Origin of the sequence: Neobacillus sp. CF12 (genome assembly GCF_030348765.1) — a bacterium.
Classification (GTDB): Bacteria; Bacillota; Bacilli; order Bacillales; family Cytobacillaceae; genus Neobacillus.
Map to the genome: position 1 here is coordinate 3932498 of NZ_JAUCEU010000007.1, position 22889 is coordinate 3955386.

22 protein-coding genes and 1 pseudogene are annotated in these 22889 nt (G+C 41.5%); 13 read left to right on the forward strand and 10 right to left on the reverse strand.

What is annotated here, in order from left to right; translation table 11 throughout:
- Nucleotides 1–21: 21 nt before the first annotated feature.
- The 7 genes from QUG14_RS18780 to QUG14_RS18810 all read right to left on the reverse strand — a co-directional run bounded on the left by QUG14_RS18780 (nucleotide 22) and on the right by QUG14_RS18810 (nucleotide 6653).
- On the reverse strand, nucleotides 22–924 hold the full coding sequence (locus tag QUG14_RS18780; RefSeq protein ID WP_289341968.1) for a FixH family protein: 903 nt from the start codon (nucleotides 922–924) through the stop codon (nucleotides 22–24).
- A complete protein-coding gene (locus tag QUG14_RS18785) occupies nucleotides 921–1598 on the reverse strand; it encodes an ABC transporter ATP-binding protein (RefSeq protein WP_289341969.1) in 678 nt (225 codons plus the stop codon). Before QUG14_RS18785 ends, QUG14_RS18780 begins: the two co-directional genes overlap by 4 nt.
- A complete protein-coding gene (locus QUG14_RS18790) occupies nucleotides 1595–2392 on the reverse strand; it encodes an ABC transporter permease (RefSeq protein WP_289341970.1) in 798 nt (265 codons plus the stop codon). Before QUG14_RS18790 ends, QUG14_RS18785 begins: the two co-directional genes overlap by 4 nt.
- Nucleotides 2356–3696: a nitrous oxide reductase family maturation protein NosD gene (nosD, locus tag QUG14_RS18795; protein WP_289341971.1), complete on the reverse strand. Its 1341-nt coding sequence runs from the start codon at nucleotides 3694–3696 to the stop codon at nucleotides 2356–2358. The genes QUG14_RS18790 and nosD overlap by 37 nt, the downstream gene beginning before the upstream one ends.
- Nucleotides 3693–4259: a hypothetical protein gene (locus tag QUG14_RS18800; protein ID WP_289341972.1), complete on the reverse strand. Its 567-nt coding sequence runs from the start codon at nucleotides 4257–4259 to the stop codon at nucleotides 3693–3695. The genes nosD and QUG14_RS18800 overlap by 4 nt, the downstream gene beginning before the upstream one ends.
- Before the next feature lie 65 nt (nucleotides 4260–4324).
- Complete coding sequence (nosZ, locus tag QUG14_RS18805; protein WP_289341973.1) at nucleotides 4325–6193, reverse strand: Sec-dependent nitrous-oxide reductase; 1869 nt, start codon at nucleotides 6191–6193, stop codon at nucleotides 4325–4327.
- Between the two features lie 16 nt (nucleotides 6194–6209).
- Nucleotides 6210–6653: a cytochrome C gene (locus QUG14_RS18810; protein ID WP_289341974.1), complete on the reverse strand. Its 444-nt coding sequence runs from the start codon at nucleotides 6651–6653 to the stop codon at nucleotides 6210–6212.
- Nucleotides 6654–6897: 244 nt separating this feature from the next.
- Here QUG14_RS18810 and QUG14_RS18815 point away from each other — a divergent pair, with 244 nt between their 5' ends.
- Nucleotides 6898–7641: a Crp/Fnr family transcriptional regulator gene (locus tag QUG14_RS18815; protein ID WP_289341975.1), complete on the forward strand. Its 744-nt coding sequence runs from the start codon at nucleotides 6898–6900 to the stop codon at nucleotides 7639–7641.
- A 26-nt stretch (nucleotides 7642–7667) separates the two neighbouring features.
- Here the strand turns inward: QUG14_RS18815 and bshB2 are convergent, their stop codons facing one another.
- From bshB2 to pdxK, 3 genes are all read right to left on the reverse strand, one after another.
- The gene (gene bshB2, locus QUG14_RS18820) at nucleotides 7668–8339 is read right to left on the reverse strand and encodes a bacillithiol biosynthesis deacetylase BshB2 (RefSeq protein WP_289341976.1); all 672 of its coding nucleotides are present in this window, start codon (nucleotides 8337–8339) and stop codon (nucleotides 7668–7670) included.
- A gap of 28 nt (nucleotides 8340–8367) precedes the next feature.
- Nucleotides 8368–8718 carry a YojF family protein gene (locus QUG14_RS18825; RefSeq protein WP_289341977.1) on the reverse strand — a complete coding sequence of 117 codons (351 nt, stop codon included), beginning with the start codon at nucleotides 8716–8718 and terminating at the stop codon, nucleotides 8368–8370.
- Nucleotides 8719–8868: 150 nt separating this feature from the next.
- The gene (gene pdxK / locus QUG14_RS18830; RefSeq protein ID WP_289341978.1) at nucleotides 8869–9705 is read right to left on the reverse strand and encodes a pyridoxine/pyridoxal/pyridoxamine kinase; all 837 of its coding nucleotides are present in this window, start codon (nucleotides 9703–9705) and stop codon (nucleotides 8869–8871) included.
- Between the two features lie 476 nt (nucleotides 9706–10181).
- On the opposite strand from pdxK, the gene fdhD reads away from it, so the two are divergent.
- From fdhD to QUG14_RS18885, 12 genes and pseudogenes are all read left to right on the forward strand, one after another.
- Complete coding sequence (gene fdhD, locus QUG14_RS18835; protein ID WP_289341979.1) at nucleotides 10182–10943, forward strand: formate dehydrogenase accessory sulfurtransferase FdhD; 762 nt, start codon at nucleotides 10182–10184, stop codon at nucleotides 10941–10943.
- Between the two features lie 81 nt (nucleotides 10944–11024).
- Nucleotides 11025–11597 carry a twin-arginine translocation signal domain-containing protein gene (locus QUG14_RS29890; protein ID WP_483310742.1) on the forward strand — a complete coding sequence of 191 codons (573 nt, stop codon included), beginning with the start codon at nucleotides 11025–11027 and terminating at the stop codon, nucleotides 11595–11597.
- Between the two features lie 12 nt (nucleotides 11598–11609).
- A pseudogene (gene fdnG, locus QUG14_RS18840) lies at nucleotides 11610–14012 on the forward strand (formate dehydrogenase-N subunit alpha); the annotation flags it as partial.
- Complete coding sequence (locus tag QUG14_RS18845; RefSeq protein ID WP_289341980.1) at nucleotides 14012–14842, forward strand: 4Fe-4S dicluster domain-containing protein; 831 nt, start codon at nucleotides 14012–14014, stop codon at nucleotides 14840–14842. The pseudogene fdnG and the gene QUG14_RS18845, both read left to right, overlap by 1 nt.
- Nucleotides 14835–15563 (forward strand): formate dehydrogenase subunit gamma, encoded by a 729-nt coding sequence (locus tag QUG14_RS18850; RefSeq protein WP_289341981.1) that lies wholly within the window; start codon nucleotides 14835–14837, stop codon nucleotides 15561–15563. Before QUG14_RS18845 ends, QUG14_RS18850 begins: the two co-directional genes overlap by 8 nt.
- Before the next feature lie 333 nt (nucleotides 15564–15896).
- Nucleotides 15897–16733 carry a formate dehydrogenase accessory protein FdhE gene (locus QUG14_RS18855; RefSeq protein WP_289341982.1) on the forward strand — a complete coding sequence of 279 codons (837 nt, stop codon included), beginning with the start codon at nucleotides 15897–15899 and terminating at the stop codon, nucleotides 16731–16733.
- Between the two features lie 116 nt (nucleotides 16734–16849).
- Nucleotides 16850–17449 carry a molybdenum cofactor guanylyltransferase gene (gene mobA / locus QUG14_RS18860; protein WP_289341983.1) on the forward strand — a complete coding sequence of 200 codons (600 nt, stop codon included), beginning with the start codon at nucleotides 16850–16852 and terminating at the stop codon, nucleotides 17447–17449.
- A gap of 16 nt (nucleotides 17450–17465) precedes the next feature.
- On the forward strand, nucleotides 17466–18698 hold the full coding sequence (locus QUG14_RS18865; protein WP_289341984.1) for a molybdopterin molybdotransferase MoeA: 1233 nt from the start codon (nucleotides 17466–17468) through the stop codon (nucleotides 18696–18698).
- 13 nt (nucleotides 18699–18711) lie between these two features.
- A complete protein-coding gene (locus QUG14_RS18870; protein WP_289341985.1) occupies nucleotides 18712–20634 on the forward strand; it encodes a molybdopterin biosynthesis protein in 1923 nt (640 codons plus the stop codon).
- 13 nt (nucleotides 20635–20647) lie between these two features.
- Nucleotides 20648–21112 carry a molybdenum cofactor biosynthesis protein MoaE gene (locus QUG14_RS18875; RefSeq protein ID WP_289341986.1) on the forward strand — a complete coding sequence of 155 codons (465 nt, stop codon included), beginning with the start codon at nucleotides 20648–20650 and terminating at the stop codon, nucleotides 21110–21112.
- The gene (gene moaD / locus QUG14_RS18880; RefSeq protein ID WP_289341987.1) at nucleotides 21105–21338 is read left to right on the forward strand and encodes a molybdopterin converting factor subunit 1; all 234 of its coding nucleotides are present in this window, start codon (nucleotides 21105–21107) and stop codon (nucleotides 21336–21338) included. The genes QUG14_RS18875 and moaD overlap by 8 nt, the downstream gene beginning before the upstream one ends.
- Nucleotides 21339–21623: 285 nt before the next feature.
- Nucleotides 21624–22643 carry a thiazole biosynthesis adenylyltransferase ThiF gene (locus QUG14_RS18885; RefSeq protein ID WP_289341988.1) on the forward strand — a complete coding sequence of 340 codons (1020 nt, stop codon included), beginning with the start codon at nucleotides 21624–21626 and terminating at the stop codon, nucleotides 22641–22643.
- Nucleotides 22644–22889 lie beyond the last annotated feature (246 nt).

The following is a 22889-nucleotide window of genomic DNA, read 5'->3' on the forward strand; positions in this document are numbered from 1 at the left end:
GTCACCGTATTACTTCTCCATTTAAAGGATAACGATTTTTAATGAGTTTACTTGCGATACTAGGAGTTCTTCGTATTGTTTTTGGGCTTGGAAGTTGATTTCTTGCTGGCTCATTTCTGGGTTTTCTTTTTTTACCTTCTCTATCATGTCTTTTTGTACTTTTTGGGAGAGGACAATCATTTGATATTGCTGCTTTTCGGTTTCCCAAAATTTCTCTTCACCATATTCGTTAATCATTGCCTTCGCGGATTCGAACTGGTTGTATTGGTCGCGGACCTTATTGATTTCTGTTTCCACTTCGGATTCAGTGGCGGAGTGCCCCTTTTCTTCAGCGAGCATGGCCATTGCCCGCAGGCGGATGATTTGCGTTAACAGTTGATTTTGGTCTTCAATCAACTTTTCTTGTGATTCCCAGTAAGTTAAGGCTTCCTTCAATTCGTCGCCTATATAACGCTTTTGGTCTGTCTCACGATTGATAGCAAGCTGAAGGTAATTGATAAACTTGTAGAAGTCTAAATCTTCATAGGTAATCCATTCACCGTTAATCGAAGCAACGCCTTCCGGTTGTTTCACCTCATAATTGATAGTCTGTTCAGTCTTTTTCCCATCCTTCTCAAGGATAAAGAATATTTCATATTTCCCTGTCATCGGCAGTTGGACGGTACCTGAATATAGCCCATCTTCCTCCTCTGTGAGCTCCACTTCCGTTGTACCGTGGTCCATATTGGTCATTGAAAATTCCGCTGAAACAGTAAGACCTTCTGCTGCCTCATCCTTTTCACTTACTCTAACTTCAAAGGGCATTTCCTTATCAGGTTGATGATAGATTGGTTTTGTGACTTTAATGCTATACTCAGGGTCGCCGCTGCAGCCTGCAAGTACAGTAAGCAGCAGCAGTGCGGTCAGCCTCATCGCTTTTTTCATGATTCAATCCCTCCAAGATTATGTGTAAGTAAGAATTCATCCACCGTGTATTTTTCCATTTTTCCATTATTTAAATAGGCCACATGTGTACAAACCGATCTAATTTCATCGAGATGATGAGAGGAGAGCAGGATGGTTTTATCATGAAGCGATTTTAACACTTCTAGTATTTCCTTTCGCCCCATCGGGTCAATCCCGCTAGTAGGTTCATCAAGAATCAGAATACTTGAATCTTGATAGAGAGTGATGGCTAGTCCTAGGCGCTGCAGCATGCCTTTGGAATATTTCTTCACTTGCACTTCACGGTCATCCCATAGACTTACCGACCTAAGGACACTCTCTATCCGCTCTTGATCCACTGTCTTTCCAACTGCCTCAGCAAAAAAGCTTATATTTTCATGACCCGTCAGCATCGGATAAAGTTGAAATTTTTCTGGCAGATAGGCAATCGCTTTTTTCCAATCATGATTTTTCTTCGTAACTTGAACGCCGTTAATGATAATCGAGCCCTGTTTGACAGGAAGTAGTCCTAGAAGACTGTTGATAAACGTGGACTTTCCTGCACCGTTGCGCCCGACTAGGGCACAAATTTCATGTTTATTGATTTCAATATTGATAGACTCCAGGATCAATTTTTTCCCGAAGGATTGGTTTAGATTTGTTACCGTGATCATTCGAAGCCCTCCTTACGGTGAAAAACAATACCTGCTGAGATAGAAGTAATAAGCCAGAACAATAGATTTCCTAACAGAAAGAATGCTGGCTTCGTCCACATGAAGGCTTGGAGAAGACGTGACATGTGACCCATGGAATAAACGCCCATGCCTGTTTCTAAGAACATTCGAACTGACTGCAATGGATTTAAAAAATAGCCTACTGAGAACAACTTTACATTTTCATGGGTAACGGCTGGCAAAAACGAGAGCAAGATAAAGTCGTGTAAGAAGAAAAAGTAAAACCAAACAAAAATCGTATAACCAATAATCTGCATTCTGGAAGTACTAAAACTTCCGATAGCGGCACCCATTTGTAAGAACAGCAGTGACATCACTACAATTGCCAATATAAAGATGAAATAAGCCTTTATATCAAGCTCGAAGTTAAACTTAAGTAAGAGCAGGTAGATAGAAAACCAAACTAGGACCGGGACTAGGACGACGGTATAGAGGCCTAGACTCTTACGTAGTAAAAAACTTGCGTAATTATCCTTTTTGGTCAGCAGCATGATTAACGTTTTTTGTTCCTTTTCTTGAAAAATAGAAAAGGCACCTATAAACAAGCAAAGTATCGGGATAAAATAAATAATCGTATCAAATAAATTAATTAAGAGAACATAAAAGCCTTTATCAAATGAAAGGGCTGTGGAACGAAACAAGATACTGACTGAAATCAGAACAATGATGCTTAATGCGAGCCATAATCCTTTTCCTCTTATGTTTTCCTTCCATTCCTTCCAAATGTAATGCATAGTAAATGTCTCCCTTTTAGTAAGATCAGCACTGCGGCGAGCCCTATCACCGCAACAAGGATGAGGTTGCTCGTACCTTTTGCAGCTGCAAGAGGGTGCGGGTCATTAAACATAACTTTCTCATCACCCAGGACTGCATTCATTTTTTCATAAATGCCGAGTGCAGGACTTTTTAAAAATAAATAAGATAGTTCCTGATCTTCAAGTAATTGATAAAGCGAAGATTGATAAGTTATAGGAAAGTCCCCAATGCCGTTCTGGTTTAAATCGGTGAGCGGGAAGGAGTTTCCCCAGTCATTTCCATTGCCTTCATGACTCCAGAAATTGTTTTCGCCACTTCCTCCTATTGTCACGGCGGGAATAGTGTTTTCGGTTATCAGGTTTCCGGTGAAAATTTGTTCATTGGAACTAGCCCAAAGTTCAATCCCAATTTGATTTTGAGAGATTTTATTACCTTGAATACTATTTCTTGTCGCTTGATCAATGTAGATACCTCTTTGATTCATATAAAAGGTATTGTTTTTTATCTGGTTATCGTTCGCTTGCAGCAGCAATAATCCAAATGATTGATTTCCATAGTTTACAATAAAGTGATTATCCTCTAGCAATAGGCGATTGGAATTCATGACCGCAGCGCCGCCCGTATTCATCGTGAAGGTATTATTTTTAAAAATGTTCTCATCTGAATACATGTAATGCAGGCCGTACCGCGTGTTACTAATCTTATTTTGATAGCTTTCATTCTTGTTTGCATAATCGAAGAACATTCCATCACGGGTGCCTTCGATGGTGTTATGGGTTAGGAGATTATTATTTGCGTAATAGACATGGATCCCATTTCCCTGTGCAGCAATTTCTCCTTTACCCATTCCTTTTATCGTAACGTTGGTGATTTTATTGTCGTGTGCTTGACTTAAGTAGATTCCATGAAAAGAATCAGTAATCTTAATGTGATCTACCACATTTCCGTTACTGTGAATTTTAATACCTGCGTACTCCTCTGAGGAGTTACGGTTCATACTGCTGTTTGTAACAGTCAGCTTTTTAATCGTCACGTTCGGTGCCTTAATGGAGATGACGTTCCCAGTCCCGTCACCTTTGATGACTGTTTTCTCTGAGCCGATTATCGTCAATCTCTTGTCGATGACAATATTGCCTTCGTAGGTTTTTTCTTCAAGCTTTAAAACTGCTCCTTCTTCCAAGCTGTCGATCATGGCTTGCAAGTTTTCGGCAGCGCTATTTTTCTCTGGGTGTACTATAAAGGTTAGAGAGAAAACGAAAAGAATGAGCAGTAATTTATTCATCTTGTTCGATCCTTCCATAACGGAATTAATAATAAAATAAAGGCTGCAATGAGGAAATACGCACCGTATCCGAGAATACTTTCGGTGACAAAGTTTGCAACTGTATTATGCCCTAAAAGGGGCGGAACAAATGGGTCAATTTTTATCGGTGCTGTTGGGCTTAAATTGGTGCCGAATTTGCGAAGCGCACGTGTAAGATCCCAAACACCGAGCCCGCCCCCAATGATAAACAGTCCTATCAATCCATAAAGCAATGGTTTCTTTCGCAGGATGGCTGTCAAAAGAGTAATAGCTGCTAAACCAATGACTAAGTAAGATAGGTACGCTAATTCCGGGAAGTTTTCTTCACTGAAATTCTCCATGCCAATATAGTGATTTAGGCCGTTAACAATATCAATTTCACCTTCAAGTTTATTCGGATACACGATAATATTTAATCCTTCTGGATACTGCGGGGCAAAGAAGATCATTTGCCACCAAGGAAAAAACAAAGATAGAACAACTAAACCTGCCGCAAGTGCGATGAGTAATGATGAAACCAGTGATAGTTTTCTTGCCTTCATGTAAAACAAGTCCTTTCTAAACGGAGAAGGGTACCAATTGAATCAATTGATACCCATCAACCCTTTTAGTTCTTAGGCTTTACAAGGAAGTAGCCGGTCATTTCTTGGTGTAGTGCTGAACAGAAGTTAGTACAGTAAAGCGGGAATGTACCTGCTTTGTCAGCAGTAAATTCGATTGTATTCGTTTGGCCAGGCTGGACCTCAATGTTTAAGTTATAGCTGTTGATGGCAAATCCATGGGTAATATCCTCATCAAAATCAGTATTTGTTAAGTGGATAAACACCTTATCTCCTTGGTTGACTTCAATCACATCAGGTCGTTTTGCTTTCGCGTCAAAGATAAATTTCGAACGCATCGCGATACCGTAGACATGGACTTCATTTCCGTTACGTTCAATCCTCGCCTGATCTTGTTTATAGGTCGCAAGCTTATTGCTTTCATCCTTCTCATAAACTTCAATGGTCTTAATCTTATCTGCTTTAATAATTTGCGCATAGTGTGGCTCAGGGTTAACCGGTGAAGATTGAATAACTTTCATTTTCCCGCTGATATCAATCAATTGCATCGACTCAGGGTGTGAAGGTCCAACGGATAAATAGCTGTCTTTTGCAATTTTGTTTAGAGCAATCAGCCATTTTCCATCAGGTGCCACTGTATCACCTTCTGCAGCTACAGAGTGTCCTGGTGAGTATTGAACAGGTACACGGTCTAATGTTTCGCCTGTTTTTGGATCCCATTTCACAATTTCAGAAGAGATAAACATGGTTGTGTAGGCCATGCCTTTATCATCAAACTGAGTATGAAGCGGTCCAAGTGCGTTTTCAGGGTTAACTTCTCTCTCCATAATAGAGTCGTAGTTGATAATTGGAATACCGTTACGCTCGCCAGCGAAGTCTTGTTTTTCAATCGCTTCAAAGGCTTTTTCAAAAGAGAATACGGTCATTGCTGGCGCAAGTTTTCCAGAAGCAATAAAGTGTTTTCCATCTGGCGTTACGTCAACACCATGTGGTGATTTAGCAACAGGAACAAGGTAAATACCACCTTTATGCTTTTCAGGGAAAATCATTTTTTGACCGGTTACTTCATCATACTGTCCATCTGCAACCATTTTCTCAAGCTCTTTCCAGTTAAAAAGAACAATGAAGTCACGGTCAGCTTGTGAAGCGTTAATTTCAAGATTCGTTGTTGCTTCTTCTGTGTTATACGTTGTCATTACTGCCCAGTCTGCTGAACTTTTTTTACCAGCGTCAGATAAATCATAAGACCATGGCGGAAGGGCAACTTGGTAAGCAATATTGAGTTTTTCTTTGTTTTGATCAAACGTTACAGCTGACATTACGCCGCGGTACTCCTGGCTGTAATCATCTAATGATTTGTATTCAGAGCCAATTGGTACGGCGAAACGTGTTGGCAGGAACATATACTCTGTATTTTCCGTAACGAACGCCGCGCAGTGCGGGCCGCTTGTATTTGGAACATTAATAATGTCTTTTACAGTAAACGTTTCTAGATTCATTGCGGCTGCACGGCTGTTGCCGACATCAGTAGCAAACATATATTTTCCGTCATAGTCACCATTTGTTTCTGAGAAAGCTGGGTGGTGAAGATCTCCCCAAGTATAGTCACCTAATAATTTTTTTGAATGCTCGTCAAATCCATATCCTGTTGCAGAGTCTGGCGAGAATACTGGAACGGTCCGAATATGACGCATCGATGGAACACCATAGATAAACATTTGACCGGAGTGGCCGCCAGATGCAAATAGATAGTAATCATCTTTTTCTCCGAATGGTACATACACTTTTTCAGCATCGCTTTTGGCAGTACTAGAAGCAGCTTGATTGTTCGTACTAGTTGAAAAATCAGCGAATGTTATCGTTGCTGCTACAAAACCTGCTAGTAAACCAGAGGCGATTGGAATCCATTTCTTCATCTATCACACCACCTTATTATTTTTCAGAAGCTTGCTTTAACATATCTAACACTTGCGTGCGTTCTTCATCTGTTAACGGGCTGCCGCCAATAACGCTCGACATAACCGCGGAAGTTGGTTCTTTTAGGAATTCATCAATTGATTTTCCATGCTTACCTTCAACATCTGTAAAGGCCTTTGAAAGGTCTGGACCTGTTGCCCCGCCGTCTAAACCAAGAGAATCAACTGCGTGACAGCCAAGACAACCTTTACTGTTAAGGATGTTATCAGCATCTACCGAAACTGTTTCTTCTTTTGCTTCCTCTTTTTGGTCATCTGTTTCACTTGCTTCTTCTGTTACTTGCGTTTGAGCGACTTGAGGCTGTTTATCGGAATCTCCCATTATGACACCAAATACCAAGTACCCAAGACCAAAACCAATTATTAAGCTAATGGCAAAGTTGATCATTGCCTTATTCATACTTCCCCCTCCTTCTGTGTCTATTGAACAACTTCATAGTAATAAGATTTCCAGGTTGAAAATGTGATGTTCCGCACATTTTTTTAACCATGTTTGAACGTTTTGTGAAGTGGGTTGAAATGATAAGGCTTTGAAAAATTGAACGTTTTGTGAAGATTATCACTACGTGATGTGAAAATTTTAACTACAATAAAAGTACATATGTGGAATCACAGGGTTAAAAATAGAAGGGAGGAGTGGCAGAATGAATCCTATTCATGCTTTAGTGGACCATCCAATAGGTAGAGTCAGAGAGTTGAAAATCGAGGAATTCCTTCGTAAAATTGTCATTTTTAAGGATTTATCTGCAAAATCCATTCAGCTTATCGCAAATCGGATTCAAACATTACCCTTTAAAAAAGGAGCACAGATTATTTGTGAAGATGAAGTGGCCAAAGGGATATTCTTTATTCATTCCGGAGCGGTAAAGCTAACCAAACAAGATGAAAACGGAAACGAAATCATTGTTTGTATGAAGCAAAAAGGTGATGTGTTTGCGGAGGCTTGTCTATTCTCAAAAACATCTGGACTTTATCCGGCGACGGCCACTATGCTCCAAGATGGTCAGCTTTTCTTTTTAGATAAAATAGATTTAGAGAAGGGGCTTCATGAATATCCCGATCTTGCTGTTCAAATGATCGAATACATGAGCGATGCTCTTCGTGAAATGACTTCCACCTTAAGAGATGTAGCATTGCTAGATGTTTATGCGAAGACAGTTAGGACGTTAGAACGGTTGGGGAACAAATTTAATACTTCAACGACGAGATGGAATATTGAAATCCCTTTGACGATTCAAGAATTTGCGACGGTAGTGGGTACTTCACGAGAAAGTGTTAGTCGTGTATTTTCGAAGCTAAAAAAAGAAGGAATCATTGATATGAAATCAAGGAAAATCATTATCCTTGATATGTGCAAACTTTGCACCTTGATAAAACCAGCATATTAAAAAAACCCTTCGTCAATGGCGAAGGGTTAGTTTTTGAAATTATAGGTCCAGAATCTTTCGTTGTTGATCCATACCATCATTTGCGGATCTTGGTTTTTTAGTTTTTCTGTCACGTCTCCAAACATTTGCTCCGTCTGTGACCGATGAGCTTGAATAGCTGCGAGCTTTTTATCTGCAACGGCACTAATATTGAGGACTATGTCTGCTTCACCAAGTTCCTCCACGCAATTGTTTGAAAAAGCAACACAGTGCAGTTTAGGCCTTGCGGCAGACGGCATCATTTCCATTGCCCTTACAACCGCCGCACCGGTGGCATCATGGTCGGGATGAACGGAATAACCCGGATAAAAAGTAATAATGAGTGATGGATTTACCTCAGTAATTAACGACAACATGGCATTTGCTAGTTTTTCATCATCTTCAAACTCAACCGTTTTATCACGATAGCCCAGCATTCTTAAATCTTGAATTCCTAATGCCTGTGCTGCTGCCTTAAGCTCTTCTTTTCTGATTTTTGGGAGATTCTCTCTGTTGGTAAAAGGGGGGTTTCCCATGTTACGGCCCATTTCACCTAATGTTAAACACGCGTAAGTGACAGGAGTACCATTTTGTACATGAGTAGCAATTGTCCCAGATACCCCAAAAGCTTCGTCATCCGGATGTGGAAAGATGACTAATACATGACGTTCTTTTTCCATAAAAAGGATCCTCCTTTCTTTCTTTCTTTTATTCAAACGGTGTTGTGCTGATTTCTAGGGCAACGGCAAGTTTCCCTTTGTTATCATGACCCGCAAGAAGCAAGCGGTTCTGCTCATCAATTTCAAAATGAGTGAGACCTTCTGCGTAAATCCAGCCAAGATTTATTTTTAAGCCAACACGATAGGGGTCATTTCCGGTGATTTTTCCGATTTCGTAGCGTACTAATGCGTTGCGGATATAGGCACCTGCTGAAAAGAAGGTTTGATCATGGTGAGAGGCATAGGCACCATTCGTTGTTTCAAGGTGAATATAAACATCCTGATTCGCGTAAGCGTTTATCGCTTCTTGAACTTGGCTATAATCCTTAATCGGTTCCATTATTCTATTCTCCTTTCCCTATGCAAGATATGTAATCTATAATCTAGTGTAGTTAATAATGTAACTATCATACTAAAATCACTTAAAAAATGCGAAATCTATGCCTTATAAAAAAAGAGCCATCCTCATTGGGATGGCTCTAAAACCTCTTTACTCACAATCTACGCAGTATTCAGTTGGTTTACTTGAACCGCGGTAGGCACCATGCCAGGTAGGTCCTACAAATTCATTTAGGCGGAAGCCTTTGCTGATAGCGGCTGAAATGAAGTCTTTTGCAACCTCAACAGCCTCTATAACAGTGCTGCCTTTTGCCAGTTCTGCTGTAATGGCAGAAGAGAAGGTACAGCCGGCACCATGTGTAAAGTTCGTCTCAATCTTCTCCGATTCAAAAATGGTAAAATCTTTCCCATCATATAAAAGATCAATCGACTTTTCTTCGGTTAAAAGCTTGCTGCCGCCTTTAATCACCACATACTTAGCGCCTAAGTCATGGATTTTCACAGCCGCTTCTTTCATTTGCTCTAATGTTTTAACGGGACCCGTTTGAGCAAGTTGACCTGCTTCAAAAAGGTTCGGAGTCACAACCAATGCACGAGGTAATAATAGTTCGCGCATCGCATCTGTTGTTTCTGGATTTAATACTTCATCCTCACCCTTACAAACCATAACTGGGTCAATGACGACGGTTTCTAATTTGTGTTCATCAATCACCTTTGCTACTAACTCAATAATTTCAACCGTACCAAGCATACCCGTTTTCATTGCGTTTATTCCTACAGATAGGACAGTATCAATTTGTGGTTTGAGTGTCTCAACGGAAATGGGAAATACACTGTGGTGCCAATCCTTAGGGTCCATCGTAACGATGGTAGTCAATGCTGTCATACCATAAACACCTAGTTCTTGGAATGTTTTGATATCCGCTTGGATCCCTGCACCACCGCTTGTATCTGAACCTGCGATTGTCATTACCTTTTTGATTGTCATATGTATGCCTCCTAAAAGCTAATTGTGGAAAATCACTATTCCTATTATAAATCAAATGTGGAAATATAGTAGAAATTTTGAAATGCCTTGATTTTGTCAGAAAAATGACAAATGACCGTTTTTACACTAAATAAATAGTTAACTGTGATAATTCTTACTTCCGAGAAAAAGGACCCATCGTACGATAGTACTAAAGATATAAAACTTTAGATGGAATCGCTTACAATTGGTGATATAACAACGTTTGTGTAGTGAAAATGCAATGAATTTTAATAAAATTCATTAATTCGCCACAGAAACGACCAAGATTCGTCAAAGTCCCATGAGTAGGGCACCGATATCTATTATAAATTTAAAAGACATAGCTTATTAGCACTTAATATGCATTTAGTTGTGATAAATGTCGCTGAGAAGGCTAAGTAACATCATTAAAATGGATACGCTAAGAACTATTTCCTGAAAAAGGAGGGAAAACAATGTACCGCAAAGGATGTCCTGATGAATATCCCATTACCTTAATTTTAAACGGGTATGAGATTGCTGTATTTCAACTAACGAAACACGATTTAGAGGATTGGGCCTATGGTTATTTGTTTTCTGAAGGATTTATTCAGGAAGCGAGTGAGGTTGAATCAATTACCATTAATGAAGAAATGGGGAGCATCAATGTTTCACTTCTGAATGGCTTTAATGAAGAAGAGTTATTTACAAAAAAGAAGCACTACACAGCAGGATGTGGTCGTGGAGTTACATTTTTCTCGATGACCGACGTGAAGAACTTTCAAAAAGTGTCTTCTGAACACAGTTACAAATTGAGCTATTTATTAAAAAAGCGAAGTGAATTTGCTCAAAATTCACCGTTTTACTTAGAAACTGGCGGTATGCATGGAGCCTGTATTGTAGAAGAATCAGGCAATATTACTGTCCGTGAAGACATTGGGCGGCACAATGCAGTCGATAAAATCATTGGCCACACGCTACGACAAGGGTTAGATCCCGAAAGGTTGGTCTTATTAACAACCGGAAGGGTTTCATATGAAATGCTCTCCAAAGCAGCGAAATTTGGCTTTCCTGTTATTGGTTCACGAACAGCAGCAACTAAGCAGGCTGTTCAATTGGCTAAATACTTAAACATAGAGGTAATTGGTTATTTACGAGGGAAAATGGCTAATATCTACACCTCAACAGGCCGAGTACAAAATGATTTAGTGGAAGTACCCGCTGTAGAGACGCATTGAAGGGGGGAATCAACGTAAATACCGGGGATTAGAAACAGAAAAAAGGGATGTTTTATTCAATTATGGGAAGGAGATAGAAAAATGGTTGAAATCAACTTAAACCGCCGGCAATTTTTGAAGTTGTCTGGTGCAACTGCCGTAACGTTAGCAGTCGTTGAGCTAGGCTTTAATGAGAAAAAAGCTCATGCCAGCACAAAAGAATTTAAAATTGCCAAATCAACTGTAACACCAACCATTTGCTGCTTTTGCGGCGTTGGCTGTGGAATTTTAGTCCATACCAAGGACAACACAGTGGTTTATACGGAAGGGGATCCGGATAACCCAATTAACGAAGGTAAGCTATGCAGCAAGGGTACAACAATTAGACAATTGTACACCTCAGAAAAACGGATTAAGAAACCGCTTTATCGCGCACCAGGCAGTAATAAGTGGGAAGAAAAAGACTGGGAATGGATGTATGAAACCATTTCCAAGCGTACGAAAGAAACACGTGATAAAACATTTGTTGTAAGTGAAGATGGCATGACAGTGAACAAGACCGAGGCGATTGCCAGCCTTGGCGGAGCAGCTCTTGATAATGAAGAGACGTACCTGCTTTCTAAAATGATGAGAGGGCTTGGTGTCACCTACTTAGAGCACCAGGCACGAATATGACATAGTTCTACGGTTGCCGGTCTGGCACCTTCATTTGGTCGTGGAGCAATGACAAACAGTTGGAATGATTTGCAGTATACCGATTGTGCGTTGATTATGGGCGCAAATCCAGCGGAAAACCATCCAATCAGTTTTAGATGGCTGCAAAAAGCGAAGGATAATGGTGGAAAAATTGTAAGCGTTGACCCTCGTTACACAAGAACATCGTCAATGTCTGATATCTATGCACCACTACGCTCTGGAACAGATATTCCGTTTATTGGCGGGATGATTAAACACACGCTCGATAATAATCTTTACCACAAAGAGTATGTTGCTAAATATACAAACGCAAGTTTTATTGTGAAAGATAGCTTTAAATTTGAAGACGGCTTATTCTCAGGTTATGACGATACGAAGCGTGCTTATGATAAAACACAGTGGGCATTTGAGAAGGATGCTGAAGGGAAATTAGTGAAAGATTTCACTTTAGAACATCCAAGGTCTGTTTTCCAATTAATGAAAAAACACTATTCCCGCTATGATGTTGACTCAGTTGTGAAAATAACTGGAACACCAAAAGAAGATTTATTAAAGGTTTATGATGCATTCTGTGCAACGGGTCAAGTAGGTAAAGCGGGAACAATTCTTTATGCAATGGGTACCACTCAGCATACAGTTGGTACACAGAACGTTCGTGCATTTGCAATCATCCAACTTCTTTTAGGTAATGTTGGCTTACCAGGCGGCGGAGTTAACGCAATGCGCGGCGAGTCAAACGTACAAGGTTCAACTGACTTTGGTTTACTTTATGGAAACCTAACTGGCTACCTAAATGCCCCAACATCTAAGATTCCTGAGAATGCGACCCTTGCTGGCCACTTGGAAAAAGAAACACCAAAAACAGGGTATTGGAGCAACAAGCCGAAGTTCATCGTCAGCTTATTAAAAGCTTGGTATGGACCGAATGCTACAGCAGCAAATGAATTTGGCTATCAATACCTGCCAAAAGGCAACAAAAACTACTCACACATTAACTTATTTAAGGCGATGTATGATGGCACGCTAGAAGGTGCGTTCCTATTTGGAACAAACCCAGTAGTCGGCGGACCAAATGCAGGGAAAGAAAAAGAAGCACTATCTAATTTAAAATGGTTAGTAGCTGTTGACCTTTGGGAAACGGAAACTTCGGCTTTCTGGCAAACAGAAGCTGGAAGTGACCCATCTAAGATCAACACAGAGGTATTCCTTCTTCCAGCATGTTCTTCCTATGAAAAAGAAGGAAGCGTATCAAATAGTGCTCGCTGGATGCAATACCGCTGGCAGTCAATTAAGCCGCTTGGTGAATCAAAGGCAGACTTAGAAATTATCCATGAACTTGCAACTAGAATTAAAGGTTTATATAAAAATGAAGCAGGCCCAACTGCTGCTCCAATCAATGCACTTTACTGGAATTACGGTGAAGGCCACCATCCAGATATTGACCTTGTTTGTAAAGAAATTAATGGTTACGACGTCAATACTGGCAAGCTGATTGCTGGCTTTGGAAATTTAAAAGATGACGGATCTACTTGTTCAGGTAACTGGATTTATTGCGGATTCTATCCTGAAGAAGGCAAGAACCGTGCGAAAAACCGTGATAAAAAAGATACCGGAATGAGCTTATATCTAAATTGGTCGTATGCATGGCCAATGAACCGCCGTATTCTTTACAACCGCGCATCATGTGATCCAAGTGGTGTTCCGTACAATAAGGAAAAAGCGGTTGTATGGTATGACGCAGTACAAGGTAAATGGACAGGAGTAGACGTTCCGGACTTTGTTGCAGCGAGGAAGCCTGGCGACGCTGGTTTTGAGGATCCATTTATCATGATGAATGACGGTGTTGGCGGCGTGTTTGCACCAACATTAAACGATGGTCCATTCCCAGAACACTATGAGCCTTTTGAAAGCCCGGTTAAGAATCCATTCTCAAGTCAGGAAATTAACCCTGCTATTCAACTATTCGAGGGCAAATTTAATGAGCGTGGCTTCAAGGCAGATTACCCAATCGTAGCAACCACTTACCGAGTAAGTGAGCACTGGCAGTCTGGAACAATGACACGTAACCAAGAATGGTTATCAGAGCTTGTACCACATATGTATATTGAAATGAGCGAAGAGTTAGCAAAAGAAAAGGGTATTAAAAATAAAGACGAAGTAATTGTCAGCTCTGCACGTGGTGAGGTAAAAGCCTATGCGATGGTGACGAAACGCTTTAAGCCTCACAAAATCAATGGTAAAGATATTCATCAAATCGGAATGCCATGGCATTTTGGTTATAAAGGAATCGCAACTGGGGAGACAGCGAATCGCCTGACGCCTCATATTGGGGATGCCAATACAACCATTCCTGAATATAAGGCATTCCTCTGTGACGTAAGGAGGGCTGACTAATGGCCACTGAATATGTAAAATTTGTTGACGTGACCAAGTGCGATGGCTGCCGTGCCTGTATGGTTGCCTGTAAAAACTGGAATGACCTTCCGGCAGAACCGCAGGACTTCTTAGGAAGCGCTCAGTCCCATGCAAAAACAACTGCTGATACTTGGAATGTCTTGCAATATATTGAGCACGAAGATTCTAAAGGTAATCTTGACTATCTTTTCCGTCACTCAGCATGCTTCCATTGTACGGATGCAGCTTGTGAAAAGGTTTGTCCAGAAAATGCGATCAGCTACACGGATTTTGGTACGGTGGTCATTGACCATAAGAAATGTGTTGGCTGTGGATATTGCGTCAATAACTGTCCATTTGAAGTTATTTCTCTTAAAGAATATGTTGATAAAAATGGTGACAAATACAAAAAAGCAAATAAATGTACAATGTGTACCGATCGGCTTGAAGAAGGCTTACAGCCTGCCTGTGTAACAACTTGTCATACAGGAGCCATGGAATTCGGCGACAAAGCTGCGATGATTCAAAAAGCAGAAGCACGTGTTAAACAAATTAAAGACCGCTACCCTAACGCAATGGTCTACAATCCACAAGGTGTTGGCGGAACGCATACGGTTTATGTACTTGCAGAGAAACCATCTGTTTACGGTTTACCTGAAAACCCTAAGGTTCCGACATCCGCAGTTGTTTGGAAAGACTATGCACAGCCAATTGGTAAAATGATGATCGGTGCAACCACAATGGCAGTTGTAGGAGCATTTATTACGAACACAATTATTAGTAAGAAAAAGAATGGTAAAAATGAAGACGGAGGTGAACACCATGAGTAAACCTCAAAAGTCGACAGTAAAAGTAAGACGTTTTTCGAAGGCATTTGTTTGGGCGCATGGTATTAACGCCATTTCGTTCTTAGCACTCTATATCACTGCGCTACCTATGTATACGGAGTTTTTTGACTGGTTGTATCCAGTTCTTGGCGGACCAGAAGGAGCTCGTCTCCTTCACCGAATATTCGCGGTTGCGTTTATTACACCGACGTTTATCTGGGTCATTTTTGACTTTAAAGGCTTTAAGCTATGGATGAAAGAACTTGTTACCTGGAAGAAACGCGATTTAGAGTTCTTTACAGAGTTTGTTAAGGAGCTTTTCGGTTTCAATTTCAAGCACGTTAGACAAACATTCTTTAATGCTGGTGAAAAGATTAACTCCATCATTCAAATTTTCACAGCTATCTTAATCATTGGTTCAGGATTCCCAATGTGGTTCCCGCAAGTTTTTCCAAGAGCAGTGGTACAGTGGGGATATTTACTGCACAATGTTGGCTTCGGTCTTGCTATAGCGGTAGTCGTAGGACATATCTATCTATCTGTTATTCACAAAAACTCTAAACCAGGATATACCGGTGTTATCACAGGTGAAGTACCTGCTTGGTGGGCGCAAGAACATTATCCGGATTGGTATGATGAAGAAGTCGCTAAAGGCAACTTCCCTAAATTAGACGGCCCTCATAAACCTACTAGTCCTAACAAGAATAAGAAAAAAGGCGCTTAATAACGAAAAGCGGAAGCGCCTTGGTCAGCCCCGACAAGCGCTGGAGGTCCTGCAGGTGAAGTCGCTCTTTGACTTCATCTGCAGGACCGAAGTGACCTCGAGGGGCTAGGCGCTGTAGCTAGACATCACTAAAAAATTTTATACAAATAAAGGCTGTCTCTCGCAGGACAGCCTTTATTTAAAGAAACTGATTTGTTGATTTGCGCGGAGGGCGCTCGACTCCTGCGGGAGGACGGGGCAAGGGAGACCCCGCAGGCGCTAAGGCGCCGAGGAGGCTCCCCGGACCGCAAATCAACAGGCATTTACACAGAAAAAAATTAAACGAGGTGCACAATGATGAAAAAATCCGTTGTTTCAAAAGAATATCAGAATTTGCAGAAGGATATTTTAACCCTTCAAGAGAATTGGAAAAAGAGCATTAATCCAGAAGCAATTATCCCAAACCTTGATAAGGCAGCAATGTCTGCAGGAGTACCTGCAGCGGCATTAACGTCTATTAATTTTGAAATTTCACTATTCCTACAGTGGATAGAGGAGATTAATGTACTGTTATCGAAAAGTAACCATGAACTTGAAACAAAGCTTGCTGGTGTAAGAACACTATTAAACGAAGAAACAGTCATTCGTTGGATTGATGAAGCCTTCTCATTTAACAGTGTTTACTTTGCTAGTTTTGCACAGGAAAATGGGATCGAAGAGTGGATTCCGCAATTCCTTGCTGAAACAGCATTACGGCCATACCTGCAGTTAACAGCAGAAAAAATCCAGCATGAAATTACTCACGCTATCCCAGGAGCAGGCTGCCCTGTTTGTGGCGAACCAGCTCGGCTTGCAGTACTAGAAGATGAAGGCAAAAAGGTGATGACATGTCCTCGCTGTCTTGCACATTGGAATGCAAAACGAATTGAATGTGCGCACTGTGGCAATGATGACCATAACACTATACAGTTTATAACGATTGAAGGAGACCCTTCCTCACAAATTCAGGTTTGCGAAAAGTGTACGGGTTATATTAAAGTGATAGATACAAGACAATATCTTAGCAAGCCGTCCGCTGCCATGCTGGACTTAAATACGATTCACCTAGACTTCATAGCCCAGGAACAAGGATACCAAGCAGTAGGAGAAACCGAAAAGCGGAAGCGCCTTGCCCAGGGGCGTCAGGCATAAGACGAGCCGACGAGAAGGTTGATTTTTACCTTCTTGGCGGATTGGCTTATGACCCCGAGCCCCTAGGCGCTGTAGCTAGACAGATAAAACAAACAAATTAAGTAGGTGCATCATTCATGAAAGCCGCGGCTATTATTTTATCAGGTGGAAAATCGAGCAGAATGGGCACGAACAAGGCTCTCTTAAAACTAAATGAGAAAACGACAATCGAAAGAATGGTTGATAGTCTTAAAATCTATTTTGATGATATCATTCTCGTTACCAATGATTTGGAAACGTATCAGTTTTTAGGAGTAAAAATGGTGTCCGATCACTATCCTGGAAAGGGACCGCTTGCAGGCTTTCATGCCGGCTTACGTGCTTCGGATTGTGATGTGAATTTCATTACAGCGTGTGATATGCCGTTTATGTCCGGGGAACTTGCTTCGACCCTTGTAGGTATGATTGACCATCATGATGCCTTAGTTCCAGTCATTAATGGAAAAATGCAGACTCTATGTGCGGTTTTTCATAAGAAGAGTGTAAATAGAATTGAAGAATGTATTGAAAATGGACGTCTTCCAATAAAACATCTGCTTGATCATTTAAATGTCCTTTATGTAACGGAAAAAGAACTAGAAGCCTACAGCAGCGTTGATATGGAGCGTGTCTTTTTCAATATGAATCACCCGCATGATTATGAGGATGCAAAAAAGTGGTTGGAAACCGGTAGATAGGAAGGATGTAAGCACAGTGCAATTTTTCAAAGTAAAAACAGTGGAAGAAACCTTTGCAATGATACAGGAAAAAGTCACTGCAATCAAACATACAGAAGAAGTGCCACTTGAAGAGGCTCTTCATTTAATCCTAGCGGTGCCTGTCACCGCAAAGGAAAATGTCCCAGGCTTTGACCGCTCAACCGTTGATGGCTATGCTGTTAAAGCAAAGGACACTTACGGTTCATCCGAATCCATGCCGGGATTTTTAACGGTGGTTGGAGAGGTGAAAATGGGTGAATCGGCGTCTATTCCTGTCGGTCAAGGAGATGCAGTCTATGTCCCAACAGGCGGGATGATTCCCCCAGGAAGTGACAGCGTTATCATGATTGAACATTGTGAAGACCATGATGGCCTATTGAACACCTATAAGCCAGTGGCGCCTGGTGAAAATATTATCCGTGCAGGTGAGGACATTCGTGAAGGAGAAATTCTCCTTTCAGAAGGAACGCTGCTTAGACCGCAAGAGATAGGTGCGATTGCTTCCCTTGGAATTAATCAAGTTACAGTCTATCGAAAACTAAAGGTCGGGTATTTATCATCTGGTGATGAAATTGTTCCCTATCAAACAGAAAAACTTTCAGTTGGCCAAATCCGTGATATTAATTACTTGACGATCGCAGGCCTCGCAAAAGAATGGAATGTAGAGGTTGTTTATGGCGGAATTGTTAAGGATGACTTTCAAGAGTTTCAGCAAAAAGCACAGGCATTATATAATGAAGTGGATTGCTTAATTCTCTCAGGAGGAAGCTCGGTTGGTGCGAAGGACTACACAACAGATGTCATCTCTTCCCTAGGGGAGCCAGGTGTGTTTGTCCATGGTATTTCTATTAAACCGGGAAAACCTACTATTCTTGCGATGGCAAATGGAAAACCTGTCATTGGTTTGCCAGGACATCCAGCCTCAGCGATGATTATATTCATGCTTTTTGGCGAAAAAATACTTCAAAAGTTAAAAGGTGAAAAAATAGATAAGAAACCAGACCGAATTTTTGCTCGCATTACGAAAAATATTCCTTCTGCTATGGGCAGGTCTGATTATATACGCGTCCGTCTGTTCGAAAAAGAAGGAGAATGGTGGGCAGAGCCAATTATCGGAAAATCAGGACTCATTACGACATTAGTAAAAAGTGATGGAATTGTTGAAATTACTTCAGAAAAAGAGGGTATTTCACAGGGAGACTATGTACCTGTGATTGCAACACGATGAGGGGGATATATAGATGGACTGCAAAACGTATAAACGAAAAATATATTTAGAAGACAAACCCCGATCGGAAGCAAAGCGAGAAATTCTCGATGCGTTTTCTTTGCCCCTTGAAAAAGAAATAATTCCAACCACTGATGCTCTTGGCCGTGTAACCGCTGAACCGATTTTTGCAAATGTGTCTATGCCTCATTACCATGCATCCGCCATGGATGGGATTGCTGTTATCGCGGAAAAAACCTACCAAGCTCATGAGCAAAATCCTTTGCAGCTTAAATTGGGAAGAGATTTTTCGATCGTAGATACGGGAAATGCCATTCCTACACCTTATAATGCTGTCATTATGATTGAACATGTAGATATGATTGATGAAGAAACGATTGAAATTATCGAGCCAGCAACACCTTGGCAGCATATCCGCCCTATTGGAGAGGATATTGTCCAAGAGGAAATGCTATTTCCACAGGGACATATTCTGAGACCTGCTGACTTGGGAGTTCTGTTAGCAGGACAGCAGCTGCAAATTCCGGTTATCAAAAAGCCAATCGTCACGATTATTCCAACTGGAAACGAACTTGTAGAGGCACATACAACGCTTGCCTCAGGAAACATCATTGAATTTAATGGAACAGTATTTGCAAACTTTGTGAAGGATTGGGGCGGCGAACCAAGACTGCATCGGATTGTCAAAGACGATCCTGAAATGATTAAGTCTGTTTTGCTAAAAGCAGCGGAAGAATCTGATATTATCGTTATTAATGCTGGCTCATCAGCAGGATCGAAGGATTACACTGTTCATATTATTGGCGAAATCGGTACTGTTTTTACCCATGGTGTTGCCGCAAGACCTGGCAAGCCTGTTATTTTAGGAAAAATAAATGAGAAAATTGTTGTAGGTGTACCAGGATATCCTGTTTCCGCCTATTTAGCATTAGAATGGTTTGTTCGGCCGCTGATTTGCAAGTATTTGCAAATACCAGAGCCAAAGCGTCAAACACTTACCGTCAAGCTTGGCCGCCGTATTGTTTCAGCTATGGGTGCTGAGGACTTTATCCGAATGAATATCGGCTATGTGAATGGACAGTTTGTTGCCAATCCGCTGACACGAGCAGCGGGCGTAACGATGTCCTATGTCAGAGCAGATGGCCTTCTTGTTGTACCAGCCAACGTAATTGGCTATGAACAAGGTGATTTTGCTGAAGTAGAGCTATTAAGGCCGCTGGAGGAAATCAAAAATGCGATTATGTTTTGTGGCAGCCACGATCTGACCATTGATCTTTTATCCTCACAGGTAAAAAGAGTTCGTGCAGATATGAAAATCGTTTCTGCACATGTAGGCAGCATGGCTGGTATCATGGCAATTCGAAAAGGAGAGGCCCACGTAGCGGGCATTCATTTGCTTGACCCAAAGACAAAGCAATATAATATCTCTTATGTAAAGAAAATATTAGCCGGTGTGGATGTTATCCTTTATCCATTTTTAAAAAGAAAGCAAGGCTGGATCTTACCAAAAGGAAATCCACTTGAGATAGAAAATGTACTAGACATCATTGAGAAAAAAGCAAACTTTGTTAACCGTCAAAAAGGTGCCGGTACAAGGATTCTGTTTGATATGCTCCTAGAGGAAATCGGGATTTCTTCAGAAGAAATTATCGGCTACGACCGTGAGATGTTTTCCCATCTAGCTGTAGCAGCTGAAGTAAATGGTGATATTCATGGTGCAGGACTCGGGATTTATCCAGCGGCAAAAGCGATGGACTTAGACTTTGTTCCTGTAGCAGATGAAGAGTATGATTTATTGATGACGAGGAGCTTTTATGAAAGTGCGAGCGGCAGGTTGTTAATCGAAATTATACAATCGGCTAATTTTAAAATGCAGGTTGAAAAGATTGGCGGATATGAAGTAGTGGAAAATGCAGAACCGAAGAATTTGGTCTAAAGAGGTGCTTAAGATGAATTTTCAAATTTCAAAAGAACCGATTGATATACAATCTGTAATAGATAAGGTCGTTCAGCGAAATGCCGGGGCGATTACTACCTTTATTGGAACCGTTCGTGAATTAACAAAAGGGAAAAAGACGCTATTCTTAATTTACGATGCCTATGAAGCGATGGCTGTGAAAAAGCTCGAACAAATCGGCCGGGAAATTGAAGAGCGCTGGGCAGGCTCTCAGGTTGCGATTACTCATCGAGTTGGCCGATTGGATATCACCGATATTGCGGTTGTGATTGCTGTTTCTACAGCTCACCGTGCCGATTCTTACGATGCCAATCGTTATGCGATTGAGCGGATTAAAGAAATCGTCCCTATTTGGAAAAAAGAACATTGGGAAGATGGCGAAGAGTGGATGGGCAACCAGCTCGAAACAGTTGCCTATCCTAGCGGAAAGCCAGAGGAGGGCGATTTAGATGAATAAAGTATTATTTTTTGCTCATTTGCGTGATGCAGTAGGGGAAGAGTTTCTTCGGGTAGACGCTGCAGGCAAGACTGTTGGAGATTTGAAAGCAGAATTGGCTGCCAATTACGACCTGCCAAAATTAGATACCGTTATGACTGCTATCAACGAAGAGTTCGCTCAAGACGACGAAGTGATTCAAGAAGGTGATGAAATAGCCTTTATCCCGCCGGTCAGCGGGGGATGAGCAGAGGTAAAGTCTGCGATTAGGGGGGTTACTCTCGGATAGCGAGGATTTACTCTCGGATAAGCGGGATTTACTCTCGGATAGCGAGGATTTACTCTCGGATAAGAGGGATTTACTCTCGGATAGCGAGGATTTACTCTCGGATAGCAGGGATTACTCTCGGATAGCAGGGATTACTCTCGGATGGCGAGGATTACTCTCGGATAAGCGAAGTTTACTCTCGGATGGTAAGCACCCCCCGAGCAAACCTCAAGTTATAAAGCGATTTTGGAAGGGGAATACAGGATGAACGAACGATATTCACGACAGGTCCTCTTTCCAGGAATCGGAAAAGATGGACAGGAGAAAATTCGCTCGAAGCATGTGTTAATGATTGGGGCCGGGGCCCTTGGTTCAGGGAATGCAGAGATTCTCACTCGGGCCGGGGTAGGCCGACTGACGATTGTTGATCGAGATTATGTCGAGGAAAGCAATCTGCAGCGCCAGCAGCTCTACACCGAAGAGGATGTGACGGAAAAGCTTCCAAAGGCTGCTGCTGCTGGGAAACGGCTAAAGGCAATTAACGCAGATGTTGAGATTAGAGCGATCATTGGTGATGCCACTCCGCCTATGCTCGAGGATTTAGTGAAGGATGTCGACATCATTATCGATGCCACCGATAACTTTGAAACGCGGATGGCGATAAATGATGTTTCACAAAAGTATAATATACCTTGGATATATGGAGCATGTGTCGGCAGTTATGGAATGAGTTTTTCGATTATTCCTGGAAAGACACCGTGCTTAAATTGTTTGTTACGAACCATCCCGATGCAGGGCTTAACCTGTGATACTGGCGGAATAATCTCGCCTGCGGTCCAAATGGTTATTGCCCATCAAAGTGCAGAAGCGCTTAAAATGCTCGTCGAGGATTGGGCTGCCGTTCGAACATCGTTTGTCAGCTTTGACTTATGGCGCAACCAATATACGAGTTTGAAAATGGGCAAAGCCAAATTTGCCGGCTGTTTATCCTGTGGCGAGGAAAGGACCTATCCATACTTAGAACAGGAAAATATGACAAAAACCACTGTTTTATGCGGCCGGGATACGGTGCAAATTCGTCCCTCAACGCAAGGCGGGATATCGCTAGAGAAGTTAGCGGGACAACTTAGTACACTTGGATATGCTGTAAAAGGAAATCCGTATCTTCTTTCTGTAGAAATGGGCAGCGAGCGGATGGTTATTTTTAACGATGGTCGTGCGCTTATTCATGGAACAAAGGATTTAACTCATGCCAAATCCATTTATCAAAGAATTTTAGGATAAAAAGAAAAGCGGAAGTGCCTTGTTCAGCCCCGACAAGCACTGGAGGGCATGTGGGTGAAGTCTGCACTTTGACTTCATCCGCATGGAAGTGACCTCGAGGGGCTAGGCACTGTAGCTAGACAAAACCCGTACCTTAATGGTGCGGGTTTTTTCTATTATGACAAAAACTTACATGTTTCACGTGAAACAATGAAGGGTGTCGAATTTTTAATTGGAGGAGGAATTTGGTATGATGAGAGAGAGATT